The organism is Pseudomonas sp. TH04 (assembly GCF_016651355.1).
Lineage (GTDB): Bacteria > Pseudomonadota > Gammaproteobacteria > Pseudomonadales > Pseudomonadaceae > Aquipseudomonas > Aquipseudomonas fluorescens.
This window is the reverse complement of sequence record NZ_JAEKEA010000001.1, coordinates 545709-567262: the sequence shown is the minus strand read 5'-3', so window position 1 is coordinate 567262 and position 21554 is coordinate 545709. Positions and strand designations below refer to the sequence as shown.

At 58.2% G+C, this 21554-nt stretch carries 26 protein-coding genes, 1 tRNA gene and 1 pseudogene; 8 read left to right on the top strand and 20 right to left on the bottom strand.

Annotated elements, in window-relative coordinates:
- Positions 1-170: 170 nt before the first annotated feature.
- Positions 171-1103, bottom strand: coding sequence for a cation diffusion facilitator family transporter (locus tag JFT85_RS02505; RefSeq protein WP_053255922.1), 933 nt, complete (start codon positions 1101-1103; stop codon positions 171-173).
- 961 nt (positions 1104-2064) lie between these two features.
- On the opposite strand from JFT85_RS02505, the gene JFT85_RS02500 reads away from it, so the two are divergent.
- A complete protein-coding gene (locus JFT85_RS02500; protein WP_169875468.1) occupies positions 2065-2373 on the top strand; it encodes a hypothetical protein in 309 nt (102 codons plus the stop codon).
- A gap of 39 nt (positions 2374-2412) precedes the next feature.
- Here the strand turns inward: JFT85_RS02500 and JFT85_RS02495 are convergent, their stop codons facing one another.
- The 5 genes and pseudogenes from JFT85_RS02495 to JFT85_RS02480 form a co-directional block, all read right to left on the bottom strand.
- Positions 2413-3099, bottom strand: coding sequence for an SOS response-associated peptidase family protein (locus JFT85_RS02495; protein WP_169875467.1), 687 nt, complete (start codon positions 3097-3099; stop codon positions 2413-2415).
- An 85-nt stretch (positions 3100-3184) separates the two neighbouring features.
- A complete protein-coding gene (locus tag JFT85_RS02490) occupies positions 3185-3661 on the bottom strand; it encodes a YkgB family protein (RefSeq protein WP_201229096.1) in 477 nt (158 codons plus the stop codon).
- Between the two features lie 1332 nt (positions 3662-4993).
- On the bottom strand, positions 4994-5359 hold the full coding sequence (locus JFT85_RS02485) for a hypothetical protein (protein ID WP_201229094.1): 366 nt from the start codon (positions 5357-5359) through the stop codon (positions 4994-4996).
- Positions 5360-5812: 453 nt separating this feature from the next.
- Positions 5813-6058: pseudogene (locus tag JFT85_RS28390) on the bottom strand (integrase arm-type DNA-binding domain-containing protein); the annotation flags it as partial.
- A 162-nt stretch (positions 6059-6220) separates the two neighbouring features.
- Positions 6221-6307, bottom strand: a tRNA-Leu gene (locus tag JFT85_RS02480).
- Positions 6308-6537: 230 nt separating this feature from the next.
- Between JFT85_RS02480 and JFT85_RS02475 the strand changes: the two genes are divergently transcribed.
- Positions 6538-6903 (top strand): glyoxalase, encoded by a 366-nt coding sequence (locus JFT85_RS02475; protein ID WP_073637441.1) that lies wholly within the window; start codon positions 6538-6540, stop codon positions 6901-6903.
- Between the two features lie 9 nt (positions 6904-6912).
- On the opposite strand, the gene JFT85_RS02470 is transcribed toward JFT85_RS02475, so the two are convergent.
- Positions 6913-7194 (bottom strand): hypothetical protein, encoded by a 282-nt coding sequence (locus JFT85_RS02470; RefSeq protein ID WP_053255928.1) that lies wholly within the window; start codon positions 7192-7194, stop codon positions 6913-6915.
- A 184-nt stretch (positions 7195-7378) separates the two neighbouring features.
- Here JFT85_RS02470 and JFT85_RS02465 point away from each other — a divergent pair, with 184 nt between their 5' ends.
- A complete protein-coding gene (locus JFT85_RS02465) occupies positions 7379-7837 on the top strand; it encodes a GFA family protein (protein ID WP_053255929.1) in 459 nt (152 codons plus the stop codon).
- A 2-nt stretch (positions 7838-7839) separates the two neighbouring features.
- Here JFT85_RS02465 and JFT85_RS02460 read toward each other — a convergent pair whose 3' ends face one another.
- Positions 7840-8367 (bottom strand): DinB family protein, encoded by a 528-nt coding sequence (locus JFT85_RS02460; protein ID WP_073637443.1) that lies wholly within the window; start codon positions 8365-8367, stop codon positions 7840-7842.
- A 122-nt stretch (positions 8368-8489) separates the two neighbouring features.
- Between JFT85_RS02460 and JFT85_RS02455 the strand changes: the two genes are divergently transcribed.
- Entirely contained in the window at positions 8490-9179 is a 690-nt protein-coding gene (locus tag JFT85_RS02455; RefSeq protein ID WP_201229092.1) for a DUF533 domain-containing protein, read from the top strand.
- On the opposite strand, the gene JFT85_RS02450 is transcribed toward JFT85_RS02455, so the two are convergent.
- From JFT85_RS02450 to JFT85_RS02405, 10 genes are all read right to left on the bottom strand, one after another.
- The gene (locus tag JFT85_RS02450; RefSeq protein WP_201229090.1) at positions 9176-9997 is read right to left on the bottom strand and encodes a hypothetical protein; all 822 of its coding nucleotides are present in this window, start codon (positions 9995-9997) and stop codon (positions 9176-9178) included. The genes JFT85_RS02455 and JFT85_RS02450 overlap by 4 nt on opposite strands.
- Before the next feature lie 18 nt (positions 9998-10015).
- The gene (locus JFT85_RS02445; protein WP_201229088.1) at positions 10016-10363 is read right to left on the bottom strand and encodes a DUF2493 domain-containing protein; all 348 of its coding nucleotides are present in this window, start codon (positions 10361-10363) and stop codon (positions 10016-10018) included.
- A gap of 65 nt (positions 10364-10428) precedes the next feature.
- Complete coding sequence (gene mgtA / locus JFT85_RS02440; RefSeq protein WP_201229086.1) at positions 10429-13143, bottom strand: magnesium-translocating P-type ATPase; 2715 nt, start codon at positions 13141-13143, stop codon at positions 10429-10431.
- A 235-nt stretch (positions 13144-13378) separates the two neighbouring features.
- The gene (locus JFT85_RS02435) at positions 13379-13672 is read right to left on the bottom strand and encodes a hypothetical protein (RefSeq protein WP_083272188.1); all 294 of its coding nucleotides are present in this window, start codon (positions 13670-13672) and stop codon (positions 13379-13381) included.
- A gap of 319 nt (positions 13673-13991) precedes the next feature.
- Positions 13992-14603, bottom strand: a complete 612-nt coding sequence (locus JFT85_RS02430) for a LysE family transporter (RefSeq protein WP_069551889.1) — start codon at positions 14601-14603, stop codon at positions 13992-13994.
- A 73-nt stretch (positions 14604-14676) separates the two neighbouring features.
- Positions 14677-15468, bottom strand: a complete 792-nt coding sequence (locus tag JFT85_RS02425) for an AraC family transcriptional regulator (RefSeq protein ID WP_069551888.1) — start codon at positions 15466-15468, stop codon at positions 14677-14679.
- A gap of 48 nt (positions 15469-15516) precedes the next feature.
- Positions 15517-16206 (bottom strand): arsenical resistance protein ArsH, encoded by a 690-nt coding sequence (gene arsH, locus JFT85_RS02420; RefSeq protein ID WP_371850835.1) that lies wholly within the window; start codon positions 16204-16206, stop codon positions 15517-15519.
- A gap of 9 nt (positions 16207-16215) precedes the next feature.
- A complete protein-coding gene (locus JFT85_RS02415) occupies positions 16216-16686 on the bottom strand; it encodes an arsenate reductase ArsC (RefSeq protein WP_053255937.1) in 471 nt (156 codons plus the stop codon).
- 13 nt (positions 16687-16699) lie between these two features.
- The gene (locus JFT85_RS02410) at positions 16700-17983 is read right to left on the bottom strand and encodes an arsenic transporter (RefSeq protein WP_053255938.1); all 1284 of its coding nucleotides are present in this window, start codon (positions 17981-17983) and stop codon (positions 16700-16702) included.
- 19 nt (positions 17984-18002) lie between these two features.
- The gene (locus JFT85_RS02405; RefSeq protein ID WP_053255939.1) at positions 18003-18359 is read right to left on the bottom strand and encodes a metalloregulator ArsR/SmtB family transcription factor; all 357 of its coding nucleotides are present in this window, start codon (positions 18357-18359) and stop codon (positions 18003-18005) included.
- Positions 18360-18537: 178 nt separating this feature from the next.
- On the opposite strand from JFT85_RS02405, the gene JFT85_RS02400 reads away from it, so the two are divergent.
- The 3 genes from JFT85_RS02400 to JFT85_RS02390 all read left to right on the top strand — a co-directional run bounded on the left by JFT85_RS02400 (position 18538) and on the right by JFT85_RS02390 (position 19828).
- Positions 18538-18753, top strand: coding sequence for a hypothetical protein (locus JFT85_RS02400; RefSeq protein WP_053255940.1), 216 nt, complete (start codon positions 18538-18540; stop codon positions 18751-18753).
- Between the two features lie 71 nt (positions 18754-18824).
- Positions 18825-19520 carry an AzlC family ABC transporter permease gene (locus tag JFT85_RS02395; protein ID WP_053255941.1) on the top strand — a complete coding sequence of 232 codons (696 nt, stop codon included), beginning with the start codon at positions 18825-18827 and terminating at the stop codon, positions 19518-19520.
- On the top strand, positions 19517-19828 hold the full coding sequence (locus tag JFT85_RS02390) for an AzlD domain-containing protein (RefSeq protein ID WP_053255942.1): 312 nt from the start codon (positions 19517-19519) through the stop codon (positions 19826-19828). Before JFT85_RS02395 ends, JFT85_RS02390 begins: the two co-directional genes overlap by 4 nt.
- A gap of 107 nt (positions 19829-19935) precedes the next feature.
- Here JFT85_RS02390 and JFT85_RS02385 read toward each other — a convergent pair whose 3' ends face one another.
- On the bottom strand, positions 19936-20193 hold the full coding sequence (locus tag JFT85_RS02385) for a hypothetical protein (RefSeq protein ID WP_053255943.1): 258 nt from the start codon (positions 20191-20193) through the stop codon (positions 19936-19938).
- A gap of 109 nt (positions 20194-20302) precedes the next feature.
- On the opposite strand from JFT85_RS02385, the gene JFT85_RS02380 reads away from it, so the two are divergent.
- Positions 20303-20656 (top strand): hypothetical protein, encoded by a 354-nt coding sequence (locus JFT85_RS02380; RefSeq protein WP_201229084.1) that lies wholly within the window; start codon positions 20303-20305, stop codon positions 20654-20656.
- 144 nt (positions 20657-20800) lie between these two features.
- Here the strand turns inward: JFT85_RS02380 and JFT85_RS02375 are convergent, their stop codons facing one another.
- Positions 20801-21505 carry a YoaK family protein gene (locus JFT85_RS02375; protein WP_053255945.1) on the bottom strand — a complete coding sequence of 235 codons (705 nt, stop codon included), beginning with the start codon at positions 21503-21505 and terminating at the stop codon, positions 20801-20803.
- Positions 21506-21554: the final 49 nt, after the last annotated feature.

The following is a 21554-nucleotide window of genomic DNA, read 5'->3' as shown; positions in this document are numbered from 1 at the left end:
GGCGAGGTTTTTTAATGTTTAGGTGTTTTGATCGACGGACGCATGAATAAAAATAATTGAGATCGGTTCCCGGGCTTAAGTTTGGTTGGGCAACTTAACGCGTCTTAATGAAGTGTGAAGGGTTACCCGCCGCTACTGTTGATAATCTATGCGGCAATCGGTTTGCCCGGTTAATGATCAAGATCTGGACGCCGCCACGGGTCCACGTGCGTCATCAGGTTCAAAACGCGAGGGATACGCATCACGTGTTCTCTGGCACACACTGCAATCGCATGCCCTTCTTCAACGCTGATTGAGGCGTCCACTTCGATATGCGCGTCGACAATGATCATATCCCCCATTTTTCGCGTGCGTAGATCATGGACACCTTTAATGCCGGGTGTGTTGTGCAGCGTCGCGCGAATAGTTGCTACTTCCTGCTCGTCGGCAGACCGGTCCATCAGGTCGTGCAATGAGTCCCAGGTAAAGTGCCCACCCATCTTGGCGATCATGCCTCCGACGACAAGCGCAGCAATGGGGTCAAGGATCGGGTAACCCGCCAGGTTACCCACGATGCCAACACCGACAACCAAGGAGGACGCGGCGTCGGACCTGGCGTGCCAGGCATTGGCAACCAGCAAGCTGGACTTCACTTTTTTGGCGACCCTGAGCATGAAGCGAAACAACAGCTCCTTGGCCGCCAGCGCAGCAACAGCCACCCATAAGGCCGCAACGTGCACCGTAGGAATCGACTCAGGGGTTTGCAGCTTGAACACTGCGGAGACGATCATGCCGATGCCCACGATCAACAGTAACAGGCCCAACACCATGGAGGCTGCGGTCTCGAAACGCAGGTGCCCATACGGGTGACCGTCGTCGGCATCCTCTTTACCTTTATGGCTGGCGAACAGCACCACAAAATCAGCGATCAAGTCGGAGAGTGAATGAATCCCATCGGCTACAAGCCCCTGGGATTTTGACAGTACGCCTACTGCAATCTGGGTGAGCGAGAGCACGGTATTGACGATGACGCTGACCCAGGTGCACCGGGAGGCGGCCGCTGCACGCTCGAGCTGACTATAACCTTCGTCTTCAGGTTCGTCAGAGAACTGTTCATGGTTCATGTGTTGTTTCTCTAGTTGAAATGGAGACTCGTCTCGCCGTGCGAAAACACCGCTTGCACGGTAGTAGTTAGACTTTATTGGGGCGCGAGGGTAAGGTTTATAGCGCTATTAAAGCAAGCCGCTGGAAGCGTTAAATAGAGCTATCTAAGCTCGATATAGTACGGCTGCGGTTACAGATGTTAATGCTAATGTTTCGCGTAATTAAGACGCCGGCCCAACTGCAGGTTGAAAACTGCCCAACTGTTGTAGCGCGCGCATGAGCGAGCGCCGCTTTATGGGACTTTATAAGGTGGGTGCGGTGAGTTTTATATCGAACTTGAATCGTGTGCTGCCCGCCATAACCGATCGCGGTGATTGCTCGCCGGTGGCACGCCGATAACGGTGCTTGCCGCGACAGCGGCTGCCGTTGACGTGCGGATTTACAGTTCAATAACAGTTCAATAAGTGCACAGCCGAACGGTTTCGCTCAGAATCGGCTACCCGCCCGGCCATGACGCACGAACGATCACCCGGCGTCAGGCCGTCGGGCGGGCAGTGTTTGCTTGTTCGGGTGCAGCGAAGGCTGAGCTCGGGCTACTCAGTCAGTTCGCTCAAAGGGTCAAGTGTTGAAAGTGTTTAAGGGATACAGCACGGCGTTGTTGACGTTGCTCATGTCGACCACGGTTGCCGCCGATGAATTGCCGGAGGGCCCGTTACTCCAGCGATTTGGTGCGGCCATCAATGAGCTGCCTAAACCGGCAGCGCCTCCCGAGGCGAAGCCTGTACCCCGTGAATTACCTAGCGAGGGGCTGGAGGCGCTCAACCACCCTGGTACGCCCGTCAGGCGCGAGTTCGAAAAAACCGGAAACCCCACTATCGACAACATGCGGGCTCGCGATCAGGATGCGTGCCGCAGGGTTCGAGGCGCGGCCATTTGGCTGGGCAACGCGCAGGCTCTTGGGTGTGAATAGGAGGCTTAACGATGGAGCAGCAATTTACTGAAAGTGAGTCTATTTATCTGTCGGATAAGCTGGCGTCCTGTGTCGACGAGTTGGTTGAGCAGACGATGGACTTGATTGCCGGCGTAGAGGCGAGCGCAAACAGTGAATTTGCTTCCCAAGGACTGGTTTTTGTTGAGCATTCGCCGGCCAATGCGGACTTTCTGACGGTTGCCCTGATGGAAGCGTTATTCCATAAACTGCATCAGGGAGACCCGGCGGCGGCGGAATTGATGTTGACCATGATGGCCAAACAGACGGGCATTGGCTTGCACGTAGACGCCTGCGGTTAATGGTCTAAGACCGATCAGACTTGCCAGGCGTGCTTCAGGCTATCGCCGGCTGATTGGCCGGATCAGTTCCGGCCCTTGTTTGCGCACGTTGCCCACGGCGGGGTCAACCTTGAACCACTCGAAAGCCGTGGAGGGCTCACCCTGGTGCAACGCCATCTGCTCGGCGCGCGCCTTTGACGTGGCCGGGTCCAGCCATTCGCGCGCGAGTTCCGGCGTGAGCACCACCGGCCGGCGGTCGTGAATGTCGACCATCCCGCCAGCGCTGTCGGCGGTGATAATCACAAAGCCGTCATGTTCGCCCGGACCTTCATCGGCATCCGGCAGTTGGCCAATGGACGCACACAGGACCGGCGCACCGTCGCGCCTGCGGATCAGGTATGGCTGTTTCTTCGGCCCACCTTCATCGACCCACTCAAACCAATTGTCGATCGGCGTGATTGCCCGGTGCGGCCAGATCGCCCGGAAAAACGCACTGTGGGCAACTTTTTCGACGCGTGCATTGATTGGCGTGACGCGATCCCTTGCCCAATGTGGCCGCCATCCCCACCGCACCGGATCGGCCAACAGCCGTTCGCCCTGGACGTGCAGCAGGGCTACCTGGTTGGTCGGGGCCACGTTGTAACGCTCGATCGGTTGCTCACCGGCGTTGTTCGCTAGTGCATTGGGCATGCTGAGCGCGGCAACGAAGTCATGAATGCCCCGATACTGTGAAAGTCTTCCGCACATGGCTTAGCCCTCAGTCGCTGTGAGCTTAGACAATCGTGGCCAGGCGCGGTCTCAATTCATTCACGACGGCCTGTGTGGCGTCAGGCTATTGGGTGCAGGCTTTCAGTTGTTGCGCCGCGTTCTTGAGCAGCACCAACGAACCGGCCAGCAACACCAGGTCCTTGATCAGAAAAGAGCTGGCGCCGCCCATGGCGGGAAAACCACCCGCCGACGCCTCCCAGCCGCCCGGCGTGGTCAGCAGCAGGCTGGCGGTTGTCAGATAGGTCAGCGCGGACGCGGCGGCGGCAATCAGCGCGATCCGTGGCGACCACGCACCGACAGCCAGGCCCGGACCGATAGTCCATTCAGCTGCGCCTAGCGCATAACTTGCACCCTGAGTGCCAAACACGCCGTACATCCAGGCGAGGAGGGGGCTGTTACTGATCAGCGGGACCAATGCCTGGGCTTCGTAATCAAACCATTTTGTGTAGCCAAACATTAGAAATATCAAGACCAGCACCCAGCGCATGAATTCGACTTCAAACGACTGGCGAAGAAAACGGGAATAGCGTGTTGAGAGCATGGGATTTCCTAAAGGTCAGTCAGTGTTGTAGACCTAGAGTTAGTTCAACGCGGTGCGTTACAGATTTTGTAAGAATTTTGAAAAGAACGTATCAAGGAGGGAATTTGCCGACTGTCAGCGCGCCCACGCAATTCAATCGGCATGCGCCGCGAGATGATTGCCAGCGCTGGACCAGTAAGCGCGACCGTGACCCGTCATTCAGGATCATTCCAGCGCCGCGAGGAATGGGTGTTCAGTCGGCAGGACGCCGAGGAAGCGCTACGAAGCGGGGGTGGATTTGCGCAGCGGAAAAGATAAGGACCTGCATGAAGTTCATCATGCAAGCCCTTGATATTTATGGTGGAAAATCTGGATTGGAAAAATCTGTGACTTTTTGAATTTTAATGTTTTTATTTTTCGCGTTTGGGATTTTATCACTAAACATATCCTTTCCTGAAGGCACTCGGCATGTTTGGAATCACGCAGGTTCATGGCAAAAAAACTGGTACATCTAGCCGTTTCATGAGCAATTTTACGAGGTGTCGTATGTCCGAATATTGAGGTGTTGGAGGTTTCGATGCCCCAAAAGCATTTTGAGTTGGCCCTCCGGAGAATCTCTAAAGTGGCTCGGGCGATTCAGAACGCCGTATTAAAGTCGAAAAGAGACTGCCTGCTGCGGCATGCTCTCAATTGCAATATTGTGTCTAAGATGCCAATGCCTGCCCACCAGAGGATATTGGCGGTTGGCCAGGGTAATTCGATTACCTTGAGGTGATGGCATTCCCTAGCCACCCAAAATACGAAAATATGTTGGAGTGGCACAGAGATGACTTCGAACCCACGGCTTTTGAAGTAAAGCGCGTCAACCAGAGGCTGAAAAAAATTAAAGGGTAAGTTGCAAGGTGGTGTGGTTATGACGGTTGCACTAAAGAGTTTTAGCATCATTCACACGAACTCTGCCGCCTTATTGGTTTGTAATAGAATTAACTTTTGGGGGGCGGTGGAGGTGCTTTCGGAGCAACGGCAGGGCGTTGAGCAATTGGCTTGTATGGGGCGAGTGGAATGGCAGCAATGGTATACGTTCTTTACCGATTCAGTATTTTTTGAACCTCGGGCAGCGAGGACATCAAAACCCGGTGGGTACTTCAGACTTTCCCTTAGCACTACACGTCTGCTTTTTTGAGCCACTGACAATGCTCGGATCAAATCGCTGGCAACAGTTCTCTGATGTTGCCAGCGGCTCGAAACTTCTCGATTTACGACGTACGTCCGATCAAGCGGGCGATCTTTAGGTCTCGATGAAAAGGTGACACAACGTAGCGAAACCGTAAAGCTTGGTAGCATTATCATTTATTATGAGTTCGTTCCATAATCAAAACTTAAGAATCTTGTTAAATAATCGCCAAGTTCAAAGCAGTCAGGTTTCTCGAGCGTGAACACCTCATTTGGACGGTGGGGGATAGCAAAAGCGTAAGAGGGTAGTTTGTTGATTGAGTACTTCTTGAATAATTCAATTGTGGCGGGGTCAAGATTGTTTTCGGTTACACACAGATATATGGCTTTTCCATTGTAGGCTGCATTGATAATATCTATTACGTAGGTGTCATTTCCGTCGAAGTCACATGCTCCGTTAAAGAAAAATAGTATAACTGGAAGCGTTTTCTTCGAAATAAAAGCTTGAAACTCATCGTCGTTGTGGATCTCTATTGGCCATTTCATGATAGTGCCTCATTGGTTTGATCAAATGCTGAAACTTGTGGTTGTGGTTTTCAAAGTTCTCTTAATTTATGGCCAGGCCATAAGCTGTTATGGCGCAATCACTGTCAACTCCAGGCGCTAATACAAATAGCCCTGCCCAATATGCACTGTAAGCCTTATACGTATCTTTGCCATTTTAATCCTGCTTTTGATTTGATGTTGATATCCAGAATCCGCCGGAAATCTTATAATTTCTACTGTTAGAATTGACAGTGAGTTAGTTTTTTTGAGGCGGGTTTTAGTCTTTTTCAGTCCGCCTAGCTATAAGGCACACGGATATTCTCAAAGCATTAGCGGGTAGCTGGCAATGCGAAAAAACCGCATTGAATACATACAAGCATCGCCCACTGCGTGGCAACACATCAACGGCGACCCAGTCGCTATAACGACGGCTTGTTTTGTACGGGTCAATTGCGCCAGGAGCTTTTTGACCTCTAACCATTTGGTCCGCGCATCCATTGGCTGATCACAGTTCAATTGCCGAAAGAGGTTAGGACCACCTTGCCATCGGGTTTGACGTATCGCATGCGCCAACCTTTCCAACAGTTGGCCTGCACTAAGAGATAGAGACCTTCACCATCGAAGAGTTGATAGGCGCGGTCTCGAGGTTTGGCAGTGCGACAAGCTGCATCAGAAAAGTGGAGTTTTAGTGCGCGACATAAGGGTACTACCAGTTACGGAACTGACCTGCACCCAAAATATTACCCTTGAAATCGCTGGAATCGCTTGGAAGCTGACGGATTGTTATAAACGAAAAAACTCGCTAGAGAGCGAGTTTTAGACGGCTCTACGGACATTTATGGCCGTCAGTAGAACAAAGGATGGTGCCCGAACCCGGAATCGAACCGGGACGCCCTTACGAGCGGGGGATTTTAAGTCCCATGCGTCTACCAGTTTCGCCATTCGGGCGGTAGCGCGGTGCAGCAGGGTTGGGAATATATAGACCCAAGCGCTTGGATGCAAGGTTGAAAGCTGCGTTTGTTGCACTCATGCAAAGCTGAAAAAGCTTGTCAGATCAGTGATCTACACAGGGAACCCGGCGCTATGGCGAGGTTTTTCCCACCTCGCGAAACACTCCTGTCAAAAACCGGTAGGCGGCTCATTTAGAGTGAGTGCTCACTTTAAACACAGGTCCGGCCATGAAATTTGCATCTGTACGTCTGGTTACCGCGCAGTTTGACGCCCTCGTCCAGTTCTATCAAAAACTCTCAAGCATCGAGGCCCGGCACCTTGCACCGGGGTTCGCTGAGTTTCACTTCGAGGGTGTCGTCCTGGCGATAAGCGACGAACGCTTGATCCGCCTGCATAACAACGGGCTGGCCGTCGCCGCCAGCAATCGTTCGGCGATCCTGGAGTTTCACGTGGCTGATGTGGCGGCGCTGGTGCTTCAGGTCGGCAGCGCGGCAGTGGTGATGCCTATGACGAACATGCCATGGGGCAATACGTCCGCGCTGCTTCAGGATCCTGAGGGGAACCTGTTGAACATCTTTTCAACACCTGAATAAGTCGAGCAATCAAACAAATGGCTGCCCGCTGAACCCGCGTGGCAGACGCTGCAACCCGGGCAGGTCGGTCAGGCGTTGCGTCCAGGCACTGCGCCAGTCAATGGCCGTAGAGGTCTTGGCTTTGCGCGCGGTGCGGCGGGCGGCGTTGCGCTGGGTACGACGGGCTTCTTTGTAGGCGTCGGTATTACGGCAGGTGCGGCATTTGACTCGGTTCAGCTCGGTGCTGGAAGGGAGGTCGGTGCCGTGGTGGCCGCAGGCTAGATGCCCGGCGACCTTGAAGTGAGTGACCATGTAAGCGTCTCCTTCTTATGGGGGAGCGCGCATCCCAAAAGCAGCGGCTACGCGCAAGCGGGGCCGGGCAATGAACCCCGGCGCCGTATAGTTACGACCCCACGTACGGCGCAGCGTTCGGTTTTGCCCTTACGCGTGTTCACGTTACCCTGTCAGGCCAAAAAACATAAAAAAGGAATGAATGATGAGCGTCGAAAACCTGCCGCTGGAAGGCAGTTGCCGCTGTAACCGGGTGCGTTTCAGCGTCAGCCTGCCACCCGTGATCACCATGGCGTGCCATTGCAGCGGTTGCCAGAAAATGACCTCCAGCGCGTTCTCCCTCAGCGCCCTGATTCCGGCGGCCGGCTTTACCGTCACCCAGGGCTGCCCGGTTATCGGCGGCCTGCACGGTGTAGACCGTCACTATTGCTGCCCGCATTGTATGAGTTGGCTGTTTACACGCCCGCATGGCATCGACGAGTTCGTCAACGTGCGGGCGACCTTACTGGATAACGCCCGCGACTATGTGCCGTTTATGGAAACCTGGACCTGTGAAAAACTGCCTTGGGCGGCCACGCCAGCCGTTGAAAGCTTTGCGCAGTTGCCCGAGCCGCAAGACTTTCCACGCTTGATGCAGGCCTACGCCGCGTTCAGCGCCGGCTGAAATCAGTCAATCAGTGCCAGCAGGTCCGTATCACCAACATCCACACCCGCCTGGGTCAGCAGCGTTGTTGCCTGGCCCCGGTGGTGCGTCTGGTGATTGAAAAAATGCACGAGCAAGCTGAAGAACGGTTTGTCCGCCGGCATACCGCGCATGTTGTGGTAGTGCAGGCGATGATCCAGCTCAGGCTCGCGAAGGCTGTGTGCCCAATCAATGATCAGTTGGTCCAGCCAGGCGCGACGGTCCGACAGTTCGCGCAACGTGCCGAAGGCGACCTGCTTCAAATCCCCAGGCATGGCCACGCTACTGAGCGGCGCCAACGCCGCAAAGCCTGCCGGGTGCTGGGCAAACCGCTTGAGCCAGACCGTATCGCCTAATGCGAGGTGATTCAGCGTGCCCAGGATCGAACCGAAAAATGCGTGCCGGTCCGCCGCCAACTGCGCGTCGGTCAGTGTGCTCGCGGCGTCATACAGCTTGCGGTTCATCCACTGGTTGTAGGTGGCCATCAACGCAATGTGCTCGATGCGGTTCACGTGTGTGCTCTCTTGGCGGGATCACGCCATGATAAAGCGTGCCCGCCGGGCGGTCATGGTGTTCCTGCGGGAGCGGTCTATGGTTGATGAACGCTACTACTGTGCTCCGGGAGAGCAACACGATGAACACCAGCGATCTACTCGAACAACTGCTCCGCGCCGGGCAGTCAGGCGGCACCTCCTCAGGCGGCCTGGGCGGTCTGCTGGGTGGTTTGTTGAAAGGTAACAACACCGGCAATGCCCCGGCCAGCGGTGGTCTGGGGGGCTTGCTCGGCGGGCTTGGCGGTTTGTTGGGCGGTGCCCCCGCCAGCGGCACGACGCAAGCGCGTGGCGGCGGGATGAACTATGCAGCGCTGGCATCGTTGGGAATGGCGGCTTTTCAGGCATACCAGGCGTGGCAGCGCCAACAGGCAAGCGCTCCGCAGCAAGCCTTCCAGACGGTCGACCAACTGCAAGGCCCGGAAGCCGAGGCCCACAGCCATGCGCTGTTACGTGCGCTGATCGCTGCCGCCAAGGCGGACGGCGAGATCGACGATCAGGAACAACAGATGATTTCCGCCGAGATCGGCCGCCATACCGACGACCCGCAGTTGCAACAGTGGCTCGACGCCGAAGTCGCCAAACCCCTGAGTGCAGCCGATTTTGCCGAGTATGCCCACGACCCGGCGCTGGCGTCGGAGATCTACCTGGCCAGCGTGATGCTGGTCAATGATCAGCAGGCTGCGGAGCGCGCCTACCTGGACGAACTGGCGGCGCAGTTGCAACTTGACCCACAGTTGCAATTGCACCTGGAGCAGCAGGCCAACCCTTAGAAGCGCATGGTCGCGCCTGTGGTCAACCACTGATTGCGGTCCCCGCTGAGGCTTTGCCCGACGACCACATCCACGTCGACCATTTTGCCAACATGGAAGCGCGGCCCGGCCTGCCAGGCCTGGTCGCCGCCTTCCTGGCCATAGCGCTCACCAATCAGCGTCAGCGCATCCGCCAGCTCATACTCGAAGCCGGTGCCCCACGTCAGCCGATGGTGTTGCTCGCCGCCGTTGTAGGCATGTGTCCAGCCACCGTTGAGGTTCAGGCGCAGCGCTGATACGGGTTGCCAGGTCAACGGCACATTCAAGTCCGCACCGTCGAACGCATGGTGGCGGTCCAGCGCAAAATGGCTGGTGGCCGACACGGCTACCTGCAGCCCCAACGCATCTTGAGACCACACCTGCGCCTTCACTTGCGGGCTGACCTGGGTCTCGGCATCGCCTGCGTTGCTGGCGCGCGACAGTGCGGCGCTCCATTGCACAGAGGGGAGTGCGCTGAACGTGCAGGCCGGGTTCAGGGTTTGGCCATGGTTGTTGCCCTGGTGGCGATCGGCGGTGTACCAGGCGTCAACATTGCATTCGCCCGGCGCGTTCACCGCGCCGTCGTCGACCACATAGGCGCCGCCGGCCGCCTGGGCCTTGGAGAACAACGCAGCGAGCAAAACCAGGCCCAGGGTTGTGCCGATGAAGATCAGGTTACGTAGCAGTGCGCGGCGCTTGGCCGGTGGCAACAGCAGCAGGGTATGGCGGGCTCCGCGGTAATGACGCGCGCGATATTTGGCAAACCCGTCCGAGTGTTGAGGGGTATGTTTTTTGTGCATGATGCACCTCGCTTGAATTCAGCTTTCTACGGTCAGCACCGAAATGCCGCTGGATTTGGCCTGGCAGACCAACTCCGAAGTGTCGTCACCACCCGGTAGGGCGATGATCACGTCGGGCCGGCTGTCGACGAGCATGAAATGGTTGCGCTGGCGTTCCGCCTGCTTGCCATGGCGTTGCCAATTGGGCGGGTAGCGCACCACGTCGATGCCGAGTTCCCGCGCCCATTCCTCGATGTCGCTGCCCAGGAATTGGTTGCCGCCGTGAATCAATACCTGCACGGGGCGCAGGCGGTGGTAAGCGTCCAGCACTTGGCGGGACTTTTTGGTGTCGGCGTAATGACGACCTGCACAGATCAAGACGCGCATCGTGAGTGTCCTTGTGTTGCACGGTGGCGGCCGGGCGACCGCCACCGTTTAAACGGCGGGGGTGATCAGTACCACTGCTTGAAGCGGCGGATGTAGATCGTCTTCATCAGTTGGGCGACGCAGCAGTAGGCGAACAGCGTGCCGACCAGCCATGGGAAGTACGCCAGCGGCAGCGGCTCCAGGCCCACCAGGGTGCCCAGGGGCGAGAACGGCACATAGATCCCCAGGCAAATGACGATGGCGGTCATCATCAACACCGGCCACGCGGCGGTGCTCTGGAAGAACGGGATCTTGCGGGTCCGCAGCATGTGCACGACCAGGGTTTGCGACAGCAGCCCCTCGATAAACCAGCCGGACTGGAACAGGGTCTGCATTTCCACGCTGTTGGCGGAGAACACGTACCACATCAGCGCAAAGGTGGTGATGTCGAAGATCGACGAGGTCGGCCCGATCCAGATCATGAAACGGCCGATGTTTTTCGCATCCCACTTACGCGGTTTGGCCAGGTATTCCTTGTCCATCTTGTCCCACGGCAAGGCCAGCTGGGAGATGTCGTACATCAGGTTTTGCAGCAGCAGATGGATCGCCAGCATCGGCATGAACGGGATAAACGCACTGGCGACCAGCACCGAGAACACGTTGCCGAAGTTCGAGCTGGCCGTCATGTTCAGGTACTTCATGATATTGCCGAAGGTTTCGCGGCCCTTGAGCACGCCTTCTTCCAGCACCATCAGGCTCTTTTCCAACAGGATGATGTCGGCCGATTCCTTGGCGATATCCGTGCCGCTGTCCACCGAAATGCCCACATCGGCATCGCGCAGCGCCGGTGCATCGTTAATGCCGTCGCCGAGGAAACCCACGGTGTGGCCGTTGGCTTGCAACGCTTTGAGTACCCGGGATTTCTGCAGTGGCGTGAGCTTGGCAAACACCGTGCGTTCTTCCACGCGGCGCAACAGGGTTGCGTCATCCATCGCTTCGATTTCTACGCCCAGCAGCGGCTGGCCGGGCTCAAGGCCGACTTGGCGGCAGATCTTGCTGGTGACCACTGCGTTGTCGCCGGTCAGCACCTTCACCGCTACGCCGATTTGTTGCAGCGCGGCAATCGCCGGGCCTGCGGTTTCTTTGGGTGGATCAAGGAACGTCAGGAAGCCCTGGATCACCAGGTTGCGCTCATCGGTCGTGGTGTACTGCTGGCGAGCCAATGCTTTCGGGATGTTGCGGGTGGCGACGACCAGCACACGGAAACCATCCTCGTTGTAGTCGTTCGCCAGCGTCAGCAACGCTTCACGGCGGCGCTCATCCAGCGGTACGGCATCGCCACCTTCCATGACGTGTGTGGAAATGCTCAGCATCTCTTCCACCGCGCCCTTGCACACCAGCAACTGGTCGCCGGCGGCATCCTTGACCACGATCGACAGGCGACGGCGTACAAAGTCGAACGGCAGTTCATCGACTTTGCTGTAGGCAAACGGCACCTGGAACTTCGGGTTCTGTGCCGAGAACTGCACCACGGCCTGATCCATCAGGTTTTTCATACCGCTCTGGTGAAAGCTGTTCAGCCAGGCCAGGGACAGCACCGCATCATCACGTTGGCCAAAGGCGTTGACGTGATGCTCAAGGATGATTTTGTCCTGGGTCAGGGTGCCGGTCTTGTCGGTGCACAGCACGTCCATTGAGCCGAAGTTCTGAATCGCGTTGAGGCGCTTGACCACGACTTTGCGCTTGGCCATGGCGTTGGCGCCTTTGGCCAGGTTGGCGCTGACGATCATCGGCAGCATTTCAGGTGTCAGGCCAACGGCGACCGCCAGTGCAAACAAGAACGCATCGCCCCAGTCGCCTTTGGAGAAACCGTTGAGGAAAAACACGATCGGCACCATCACCAGCATGAAACGGATCAGCAGCCAGCTGACGCTGTTTACCCCACGATCAAACGCGGTTTGCACCCGTGAGCCGACGATCGCTTTGGCCAGGGAGCCAAAGTAGGTGCGTGGCCCGGTGGCGACCACCACGGCCTTGGCGCGGCCACTGACGACGTTGGTGCCCATGAAGCAGATGTTCGGCAGGTCCAGCAGGTTGCCTTGGTCGGCGGCTGCCGGTATTGCGGATTTCTGCGTGACGTCGCCGAGGGTGTCGTACTTCTCGACCGGCAACGCTTCGCCGGTCAGCACGGCCTGGCTGATAAACAGGTCGCGGGACTCGATCAGGCGGATGTCGGCCGGGATCATGTCGCCGGCGGAAAGCTGCACGATGTCGCCCGCTACGAGGTCGCGCATCGGTACTTCACGCAGGGTCGGCTGGGCACCGACCTGCTCACGACGCAGCACCGTGGCCGTGGTGCGCACCATGGCTTTGAGGGCTTCGGCGGATTTGGCCGAGCGGTGCTCCTGCCAGAAACGCAGCAGGCTGCTGAGCAAGACCATGGTCATGATGATGATGACTTTGGTCAGGTCGACTTCTTCACCGGCCTGCAGCGGCAACCAGTAGTCGGTGACAAAGCTGATGCCGCCCAAGGTCAGCAGGACGTAGATGAACGGGTTGTTCAGTGCCTGCAGGAATTGGACGATGGCGTGAGGCGGCTTGTCATGGGCCACTTCGTTGTAGCCTTCGCGTTGCAGACGCGCCGAGGCATCCAGTTCGGTTAAACCATCCTGGGTGGCGCGCACATTGGCAAGGGTGGCCGACAGGCCGTTCTGGGCTTCACGGGCGGCACGCATCGACAGTTTGGTGTCGGCGGCGGTGCCATTTTTCTTGTGCAGAGGCGTGTTTTTTACGGCGCTCATTGTCTGTACTCCTGTCGCCAATTCTCGACAAAACATACCCGGTACTTACCTGAATACAGGCGAGCGAAAGCATGCCGAGCCGCGGACTTCGCGATCGGTTTAAATAGGGTGACTACTTAACTTCTAGTGTGCCCGCCACACGCGCGTTAATTAACTAACGCGCAGCGGGCTACTACTGGACGTGTTCATAAAGAACTCCAGAACATGAATTGGGAAGTTACTGTTTCCAGCCGGCTTAAGCGGCGCGAGTGCTCACGTAAAGTCCGAGCATCAGGCCGGCGTGTGTCAGTCTGGAAACCATCGGTCTCTGTGGGTCTTGAGGGTCGGCGTGATCCCATTGCTGCAGCAATTGGCCGCTGGCAGGGCAGACACGCCAGTGCGCCAGCGGAGGAGCCGGGCGCACTTGGGGAGAGGGTGCAGCAAAGGCCGAGCGGGTCGGCGAAAAACCGACGGGCTCGCGGCACAGCTTGGCGCGCAAGGCTGCGGCCAGTGTACGCACATCAGGTAAAGCAATGAGTTGGAAGGTCATAACACACCTCGGGACCGGACGGACGACCGGTGAGGCAGTTACGGTGGAGCATCAAGCTCTAGCGCAGCTTACCGGACCTGGAAGGCGAGTCCTGTCATATTCTGGGTTTGGCGCCCGATGCCCGCTGATGCGGTGCTCGGACAGCGACTAGATACTGTGTCCATTGGCTTCTTTTGTGAGGTTTAAAAAAGGCCCCAGTTGTGGGCAGGGGCAATCTACTCAGACGGTTACAAAATGTCAACGCATGATTAATTAAATTATCCGGTGTTCAGAGTTCATTCAGTTAAGCCGCACCTTGAAGTTACAACCTATATAACTTTCATAGTCCGTGTGCCGCCAGAGCGGCCAGATAGATCAATACCAAGCCACATGCGCCATAACTGACGCGCTGCCAGAACGGTGATGCGTTCTGGCGTAACAAATTGACCAGCGCGGCGATCAGAAAACATGACAACACCGACGCCAACATGAAGCCGGCAAAAAACATCAGGGTTTGCCCGTGGCTGGGCGTGGTGCCGACGATGCCGGACAAGGCGCTGCCCAGTGCGCCCCAGTAAATAATGTTCTTCGGGTTAGCCAGGGAAATGGCCGCACCCACTGCCAGTGCGTTGCACCCGGAACTGGCGGGTGCGTGGCTGGGTGCGGGCAAATGCCAGGCATCGATCAGGCTGCGCACGCCCAGCCACGCCAGGTACAGCGCGCACACGATGGTCAGTGGCACGCGCACCGCGTCATGTTGAATCAGCAGGGCGATGCCGGTGAGGCCAATCACCGCCCACACCGCGTCGCCCACCAGTGAGCCGATCTGCACCAGCAGGGCCGGTATGAAGCCGTGGAGCAAGCCACGGCGCAATGTCTCAGCCAGCACCGCGCCCGGCGAAAGGCAAAACACAAAGCCGAATACCAGCGCGTAAAAAAAGATCGTCAACATGCCCGCGTTCCTTCAAAAGAGGCGAGCAGTGTGGTGATGGTCGGGCAGGGCGTCTTGAACCAGATTGCGCTGTTCAGCGTTTCAACACGCTTTGATAGCGGCCAGGGGTGATGCCATAGGCGGCGCGGAAGTGTCGATTCAGGTGGCTCTGGTCGGCAAAGCCCAGGCCGTGGGCGACATCACTGGCCGAGACACCGTTGCGCAACAGTCCTTTGGCGCGGCACGTTCGCAGTTGCATGGCCCACTGCCTGGGGCTAAGCCCGGTTTCTTTCTGAAAGGCACGCAACAGATGGAATTTCGACAGCCCCAATTCATTGCCCAGCTCGTCCAGGGGCAGTGATTGCTGCAGTTGCGCGGCGAGCAATTCCTGCGCGCGACCGATCATGCGGTTGCCGGTGCGGGGGCTGCCGGGCAGGCGTACGCCGCTGACGCCGACCACGTCTCCCAAGTGTAAAACCAGGGCTTCCTCATGGGCTTCGCGGACCCATGCATCGCCGCTCAAGGCGCCTTTCACGGCCGCCGCCACGCGTTGCGCCAAGTCAGGTTGAAAGCAGAGCGAGCGATCAAACTCCAGGTGCGACAGCCCCAGGTCAGTTGCCAGTTGGTCGGCAGTCACATACAGGCTGACAAAATGCCAGGGCGCTCCCTCAGCCGCGCCGCCGCCCTGGATCTGACCCGGGTTGTACAAAGTGATGGTGCCCGGCCCGGCCTCGAACTCGCGGCGATCGAGCCAGACCTTTTCCTCACCGATGAGGTTGACGCCGATCACGCATTCATCATGGCTGTGACGGGCAAAGGTCAGCCCGGTGCAGGTGGTGCTGCTGACTTCGTAGTTGCCCAGCCAGGCGTGTTGAATAGCGCTCATCATTCAGCTCGTAAAGAGGTGGGCTTGAGCATACGCTGGCGGGGCCGATCAAATCGACCGTTGGTTGACGCGCTGCGACAGTTCGTCAGCGCTTTCCTTACGCTCTGAGTAACGGTCTACCAGGTCCGGGCGATCGCGCAGTAACAGCGTGAACTTCACCAGCTCTTCCATCACATCGACGACGCGGTCGTAAAGCGCCGAGGGTTTCATGCGGTCCTGGTCGTCGAACTCCATGAATGCTTTGGGCACCGAGGATTGATTGGGAATAGTGAACATGCGCATCCAACGCCCCAGCACACGCAGTTGATTGACGGTGTTGAAGGATTGCGAGCCGCCTGACACTTGCATCACCGCCAAGGTCTTGCCCTGGGTCGGCCGTACGGCACCCAACGCCAGCGGCACCCAGTCAAGTTGCGCCTTGAACACTGCCGACATCGAGCCATGACGCTCGGGGGAGCACCAGACCTGGCCTTCGGACCATTGCATCAGGTCCAACAGCTCCTGGACTTTGGGATGGTCGTTAGGGGCATCATCCGGCAGAGGCAGCCCCGACGGGTTGAAAATCCGTGTGTCGGCACCGAAGTGGCTTAACAGGCGCGCAGCTTCCTCCACCAGCAAACGGCTGAACGAACGCGGCCGGGTAGAGCCGTAAAGCAGCAGGATGCGCGGCGGGTGAGTCGGCCCGGTATGCAGGGGTGTTGACAAGCGTGTGTCGAGGTTAGGCAGCGTCGTCATCAGGTTCTCCGCCTACAACCGCGCGATGCGGTCGAGCTCAGCCTTCAGTTCCACCGGGCCCAGGCGGGCAAACGGCAGCGCGAAAAACGCCTGGCAGCGGGTGGCGATGATGTCCATCGTTGCGCTGAACGCAGCGTTGAGACGTTGATCATCGCCCTCAACATCGGACGGGTCTTCCAAGCCCCAGTGCGCCTTCAGTGCCGGCCCGAAATACACCGGGCATGCCTCTCCGGCAGCCTTGTCGCAGACGGTAATGACCACGTCCGGCGGGCTGCCTTCAAAGGCATCGTTGCCCTTGCTGTACAACCCTTCGGTGCTGATGCCCGCCGCCTGCAATACGCTCAGGCTGCGCGGCAGGACCTGGCCTTTGGGGAAGCTGCCGGAGCTGATCGCCTCGAAGCCGGGTGGCGCCAAGTGATTGAATACCGCTTCGGAGAGAATGCTGCGACAACTGTTCGCAGTACACATGAACAGGACTTTCATTTCGGTATCTCCTTCAGATACTCAGGCGCAAAGCGAGGGCGGCGAGGGTGATCAACAGCACCGGCAAGGTCAGCACAATGCCGACCTTGAAGTAATAACCCCAGGTGATGGTGATGCCTTTGCGCGCCAGGATATGCAGCCACAGCAAGGTGGCCAGGCTGCCGATGGGGGTGATTTTCGGGCCCAGGTCACTGCCGATTACGTTGGCGTAGATCATCGCGTCCTTGATCACGCCGACCGCATGGCTGGACTCGATGGACAGCGCGCCGATCAATACCGTGGGCAGGTTGTTCATCGCCGATGACAACAGCGCCGTCAGCACACCGGTGCCCATGGCCGCGCCCCACACGCCGTAAGTGGCGAAGGTGTCGAGCCAGGTCGCCAGGTAGGTGGTCAGGCCGGCGTTGCGCAGGCCGTAGACCACCAGGTACATGCCCAGCGAAAACACCACGATCTGCCACGGCGCGTCTTTGAGCACTTTGCGCGTGGAAATCTTGTGGCCTTTGGCGGCGATGACCAGCAGTAATACGGCGCACACGGCGGAAATCGCACTGATGGGAATGCCCAGCGGTTCCAGGGCGAAACAGCCGATCAGCAAAATACCCAGTACCCACCAGCCGGCGCGAAAGGTCGCGCGGTCGTGGATGGCACTGGCCGGTTCTTCGAGGTCGGCCGGGTCGTAGACCTGAGGAATGTCGCGGCGGAAAAACCACAGCAGCACCGCCAGGGTGGCAGCCACACTGACGAGGTTCACCGGCACCATGACGGCGGCATATTCATTGAAACCGATCTTGAAGTAATCGGCCGAAACGATGTTCACCAGGTTTGATACCACCAACGGCAAGCTCGCCGTGTCGGCGATAAACCCGGCGCCCATGACGAATGCGAGGGTCGCCGCCGGGGAAAAGCGCAGCGCCAGCAGCATCGACATCACGATGGGGGTCAGGATCAGCGCCGCGCCGTCGTTGGCAAAGAGTGCCGAGACCAGTGCGCCGAGCAGCACCATGTAGGCGAACAGCCGTCGACCACGCCCACGGCCCCAACGCGCCACATGCAGCGCGGTCCAGGCAAAAAAACCGGCCTCATCGAGTAACAGGCTGATGATGATCAGCGCAACAAACGTGCCGGTGGCGTTCCAGATGATGTGCCACACCACCGGAATGTCAGCCAGGCTGATGACCCCACAGGCCAGGGCCAGGACTGCCCCCATTGTTGCACTCCAACCCACCCCAAGGCCCTTGGGCTGCCAGATGACCAGTACGATGGTGAAGATAAAAATCGCAATTGCGACAAGCATGAGTAAACGCTCCGATGGCTCAGCAGCAACTGCTGGCCCGTTGTGGTCTGTCGCCCATTGCATCAAGACGCAGCGCGTCGTTTTGCAACCATGGCTGGTTGGCTTGCAAAGTAGTCTCCAGCACCTGTGTCACCCAGGCGGGCAGTGCTGGATTAATGCGGTAATAGACCCATTGGCCCTGGCGACGGTCCTGCAACAACCCACAACTGCGCAGTTGCGCCAGGTGGCGGGAGATTTTTGGTTGACTGTCGTCCAGAGCATGGATCAGTTCGCACACGCAAAGTTCGCCCTCGCGCAGGATCAATAACGTCAAGCGTGCGCGGGTAGCATCGGCCAGGCATTTGAACAGGGTGGGCGGGGAGAGGAGGTCAGACATGCTCATGGTCTTCATGCATATGTTTATTCGAATATACGGATGTCCATATATGTAGGTCAAATCCTGAATTCGTTTGACGTGGATCAAACGCCGCCAAATCAACCACAAGTGACTGAAATTAAACTGAAACACGAATGTCCTAAAGTGCCTGCCCATTGCTGATGAAGGAAGAACCCGCGTGACCCGTGCCACTCGCAACCTGCGCAAGACCCTCGACGCCGTCGCGGATAACAACGAAACCGCCGCGTTTGACCTGATGCGCGCCGTTGAAAAGCTCGGTGATGAAGTGCTGCGCCAACGGTTGCTCAATACCATTCACCGGCTTAATCAGGATGCCCATGAGCTGCGCGAAGCGCGCGACTCGGTTGAACAGGTCCTGGTAAGGCTCGCCTGAGCACGATCGTTCAAGACAGGCCGCGCATGACGCTGGCATGCTTGTCGACTGTCTGTCGATGAGCCGTCTCCATGCCTACAGCCTTACCTCACTACGCGTTCGGACGCGGCGCCATTGCCGTTATTCCGCTCTCCCTGGCCTGTGCACCTTGGGGGCTGCTGGCCGGCTCGATGGCCATTGATGCGCAATTTACCCCGCTGCAGGCTCAGGGCTTGTCCGCCATTGTGTTCGCCGGTGCGGCCCAGTTGGTGGCTATCGGTATGGTCAAGGGTGGCGCCAGCCTGATTTCGATTGTGCTGACCACCTTGCTGCTGACTTCCCAGCACTTGCTCTACGGCATGCACATGCGCCCGACACTCTCATCGCTCAATACCCGCTGGCGCATGAGCCTGGGATTTCTGCTGACCGATGAGTTCTTCGCCCTGGTCAACCACTATGACCGTGAGACCTTCAACCGCTGGTATGCCCTGGGCGTCGGCCTGACGTTCTATATCATCTGGAACCTCTTCACCCTGGCCGGCATCGTGCTTGGCAAAAGCATTCCCGGCCTTGATCAATTGGGGCTGGAGTTTTCCATCGCCGCGACGTTTATCGCGTTAATCACCCCCGTCGTGCGCGACGTGCCTACCGTGGTGTGCGTCGCAGTGTCCTTGCTGTGCTCGGTATGGTTGAGTTACCTGCACTGGGAATCGGCGGTGGTGGTGTCCGGTGTGCTGGGGATGAGCGCAGGGTTTGCCTGCAAACGACTGGGAGTCGGGCTGAAATGATCTACATCATGATCGTGGCCATGGGCCTGGCGGTGTTTCTCAACCGTTACCTGTTTATCGAGCCACGCCTGCCGGTGCGCCTCAACCGCGGTGCGCGCGAGTTTCTCGGGTTTGCAGTGCCGGGCATGCTCACGGCGATTTGCGGGCCGATTATTTTCCTCGCGGATCACACGCTCAACCTGAGCCCGGCCAACCCTTACTTGCTGGCCGGTATTTGCGCCGTGGCATTGATGTACTGGACGCGCAGCGTCCTGATCACCGTGCTGCTCAGCATGGCGTTGTTCTATCTGTTTCGCTGGTGGCGCTGAATCAGCAGCAAAAAAAAGCCCGCGGGAGAGCGGGCAGAAGGGAGATTTCTTAAAAATGAGCCTGCTGACTATAGGCAGTGTGCGCTCCCTTCACAGTGAAACTAAATTCATTCGGCGGCCGGTACCGGCTTCTTCCTGGCCTTGGCTTCGGCCGCCAGGCATTCCAGAGCGAACTGCTCGGTGTAGGTCATCTGGATCGGCGTGCTCTCACCCTTGACGGTGCGCTCGCCATCGAGAATGTAGCGAATGCGCTTGTCCGTGACACCGATACGCTTGGCGATCCACGCAGGTGTCTGGCCGATGCGACTGACCAGCTTGTCGGCGTAGTCGGTGGAAGGGTTGTAGCGCTCGGCGTTGGGGGTCATCGGGTTTCCAGGTAGAAGCGAGGTTGCAAGTCGGCGACAGGGTGACTGAATAATCCTTGGGTGTCGCTGGCTAATGGTAGAGTCGCATTTTTTACAAGGAGGCGATGGCATGCACAAGCTGGTAATTGGCACATTGGTAGTGGCGGCACTGTCCGGTTGCGCGGGCTCGAAGATGAAAGACGCGCGCGCAGGTCAGCCCTACAAGACCCTGGCGTCGGACAAGGCCACGCTGGTGGTTGCCCAATGTATTCAGTTCGGCTGGCAGGACGAAGCGGTATTCGGCGTGGACGCCGGGGGCTTCAAGGAGCCGCTTGAGGCGGGTGGGTTTACCGTCTACACCACCGGCGGCGATTACTTTGTCGACGTGCGCGTCGCTGGCGCAGGCTCCAGCGTGACGTACTACGCGGCCGAGGACACGATGCCGGCTAAACGCCGTTTGGCGGCACTCGCGACCTGTCTGTAATCCTTTGCCTTAGTGATATTCGGAAATGCCCGGCGCTACAACTGGCGGGCATTGGCTTATCATTCTTTCCGCTCGCTCGACGTGATAGCTCTTTACCAGCACACGGATGTCGAGGCCGAAACGTCGGGCGAGCCTCCTGTCTTCCTAGCGTGGCATGTAGCCCAGGTGCCAGCGCCTGGGAATCTTCAGTGACACCAACCCCAGCAACGCGGCCAATGCGCCACTGACCAGCAGCGCCTTGAGGCCAAGCTGATGCTCCAGCACCGCGCCGATCACCGCCCCCACAAACATCCCGGCCCACGGCACCAGTTGCACCCGCCAGCCGTTGCGGCGCTCGCCGAGCATCCAGCGCCCCAGCCCGCGGCCAAAGCGGGACAGCGCGCCCGTCACATACGTCAGGCCCACCGGCAAGCCGTTGACCTCTTCCACTGCGGCGTTGAGCATGCCCATGGCCGTAATCGCCGCCAGTAACGCAGGCAAGTCATTGTCGTAGGGCCACACGGCTGCGCCACACAACAAGGTGGCGATGCACATTAGCAACGGCAGTGCATGCCGCCGACTGAGCCGGCTGACCACCACGCCCAAGGCGTTGCCGACCACAAACACCAGCACCAGCAACAGCAAGCGCCCGGTCAGGCCGAGGTCACCTGCGCTGATGGCCACTGCCAGGCGCGTGGTGTTACCACTCATGAACGAGACAAAATCACCGCTGGCCATGAAGCCAATCGCATCGGTCATGCCTGCCAGCACGGAAAGGCTGGCCACCAGCATCATGCCGACGCGCCCGCGCCAGCGTTGGCGATGGGCGAGTGCGGCACTGGCGTAAAGTCGTTGGGACGAAGGCAGCATGGGGCCGGGCTCCTCGGTGAGATTATTCGGCCACCACCGTAGTGCGCTT

Coding starts and splice junctions, on each gene's coding strand:
- JFT85_RS02430 (WP_069551889.1), bottom strand. CDS start 14,603: ATGTTGACGATCTTTTTTTACGCGCTGGTATTCGGCTTTGTGTTTTGC.
- JFT85_RS02435 (WP_083272188.1), bottom strand. CDS start 13,672: ATGACCTTCCAACTCATTGCTTTACCTGATGTGCGTACACTGGCCGCA.
- JFT85_RS02375 (WP_053255945.1), bottom strand. CDS start 21,505: ATGCTGCCTTCGTCCCAACGACTTTACGCCAGTGCCGCACTCGCCCAT.
- JFT85_RS02380 (WP_201229084.1), top strand. CDS start 20,303: ATGCACAAGCTGGTAATTGGCACATTGGTAGTGGCGGCACTGTCCGGT.
- JFT85_RS02425 (WP_069551888.1), bottom strand. CDS start 15,468: ATGAGCGCTATTCAACACGCCTGGCTGGGCAACTACGAAGTCAGCAGC.
- JFT85_RS02475 (WP_073637441.1), top strand. CDS start 6,538: ATGAAATTTGCATCTGTACGTCTGGTTACCGCGCAGTTTGACGCCCTC.
- JFT85_RS02415 (WP_053255937.1), bottom strand. CDS start 16,686: ATGAAAGTCCTGTTCATGTGTACTGCGAACAGTTGTCGCAGCATTCTC.
- JFT85_RS02505 (WP_053255922.1), bottom strand. CDS start 1,103: ATGAACCATGAACAGTTCTCTGACGAACCTGAAGACGAAGGTTATAGT.
- JFT85_RS02450 (WP_201229090.1), bottom strand. CDS start 9,997: ATGCACAAAAAACATACCCCTCAACACTCGGACGGGTTTGCCAAATAT.
- JFT85_RS02490 (WP_201229096.1), bottom strand. CDS start 3,661: ATGCTCTCAACACGCTATTCCCGTTTTCTTCGCCAGTCGTTTGAAGTC.
- JFT85_RS02485 (WP_201229094.1), bottom strand. CDS start 5,359: ATGAAATGGCCAATAGAGATCCACAACGACGATGAGTTTCAAGCTTTT.
- JFT85_RS02445 (WP_201229088.1), bottom strand. CDS start 10,363: ATGCGCGTCTTGATCTGTGCAGGTCGTCATTACGCCGACACCAAAAAG.
- JFT85_RS02390 (WP_053255942.1), top strand. CDS start 19,517: ATGATCTACATCATGATCGTGGCCATGGGCCTGGCGGTGTTTCTCAAC.
- JFT85_RS02470 (WP_053255928.1), bottom strand. CDS start 7,194: ATGGTCACTCACTTCAAGGTCGCCGGGCATCTAGCCTGCGGCCACCAC.
- JFT85_RS02495 (WP_169875467.1), bottom strand. CDS start 3,099: ATGTGCGGAAGACTTTCACAGTATCGGGGCATTCATGACTTCGTTGCC.
- JFT85_RS02455 (WP_201229092.1), top strand. CDS start 8,490: ATGAACACCAGCGATCTACTCGAACAACTGCTCCGCGCCGGGCAGTCA.
- mgtA (WP_201229086.1), bottom strand. CDS start 13,143: ATGAGCGCCGTAAAAAACACGCCTCTGCACAAGAAAAATGGCACCGCC.
- JFT85_RS02465 (WP_053255929.1), top strand. CDS start 7,379: ATGAGCGTCGAAAACCTGCCGCTGGAAGGCAGTTGCCGCTGTAACCGG.
- JFT85_RS02385 (WP_053255943.1), bottom strand. CDS start 20,193: ATGACCCCCAACGCCGAGCGCTACAACCCTTCCACCGACTACGCCGAC.
- JFT85_RS02405 (WP_053255939.1), bottom strand. CDS start 18,359: ATGTCTGACCTCCTCTCCCCGCCCACCCTGTTCAAATGCCTGGCCGAT.
- JFT85_RS02410 (WP_053255938.1), bottom strand. CDS start 17,983: ATGCTTGTCGCAATTGCGATTTTTATCTTCACCATCGTACTGGTCATC.
- JFT85_RS02500 (WP_169875468.1), top strand. CDS start 2,065: ATGGAGCAGCAATTTACTGAAAGTGAGTCTATTTATCTGTCGGATAAG.
- JFT85_RS02395 (WP_053255941.1), top strand. CDS start 18,825: ATGCCTACAGCCTTACCTCACTACGCGTTCGGACGCGGCGCCATTGCC.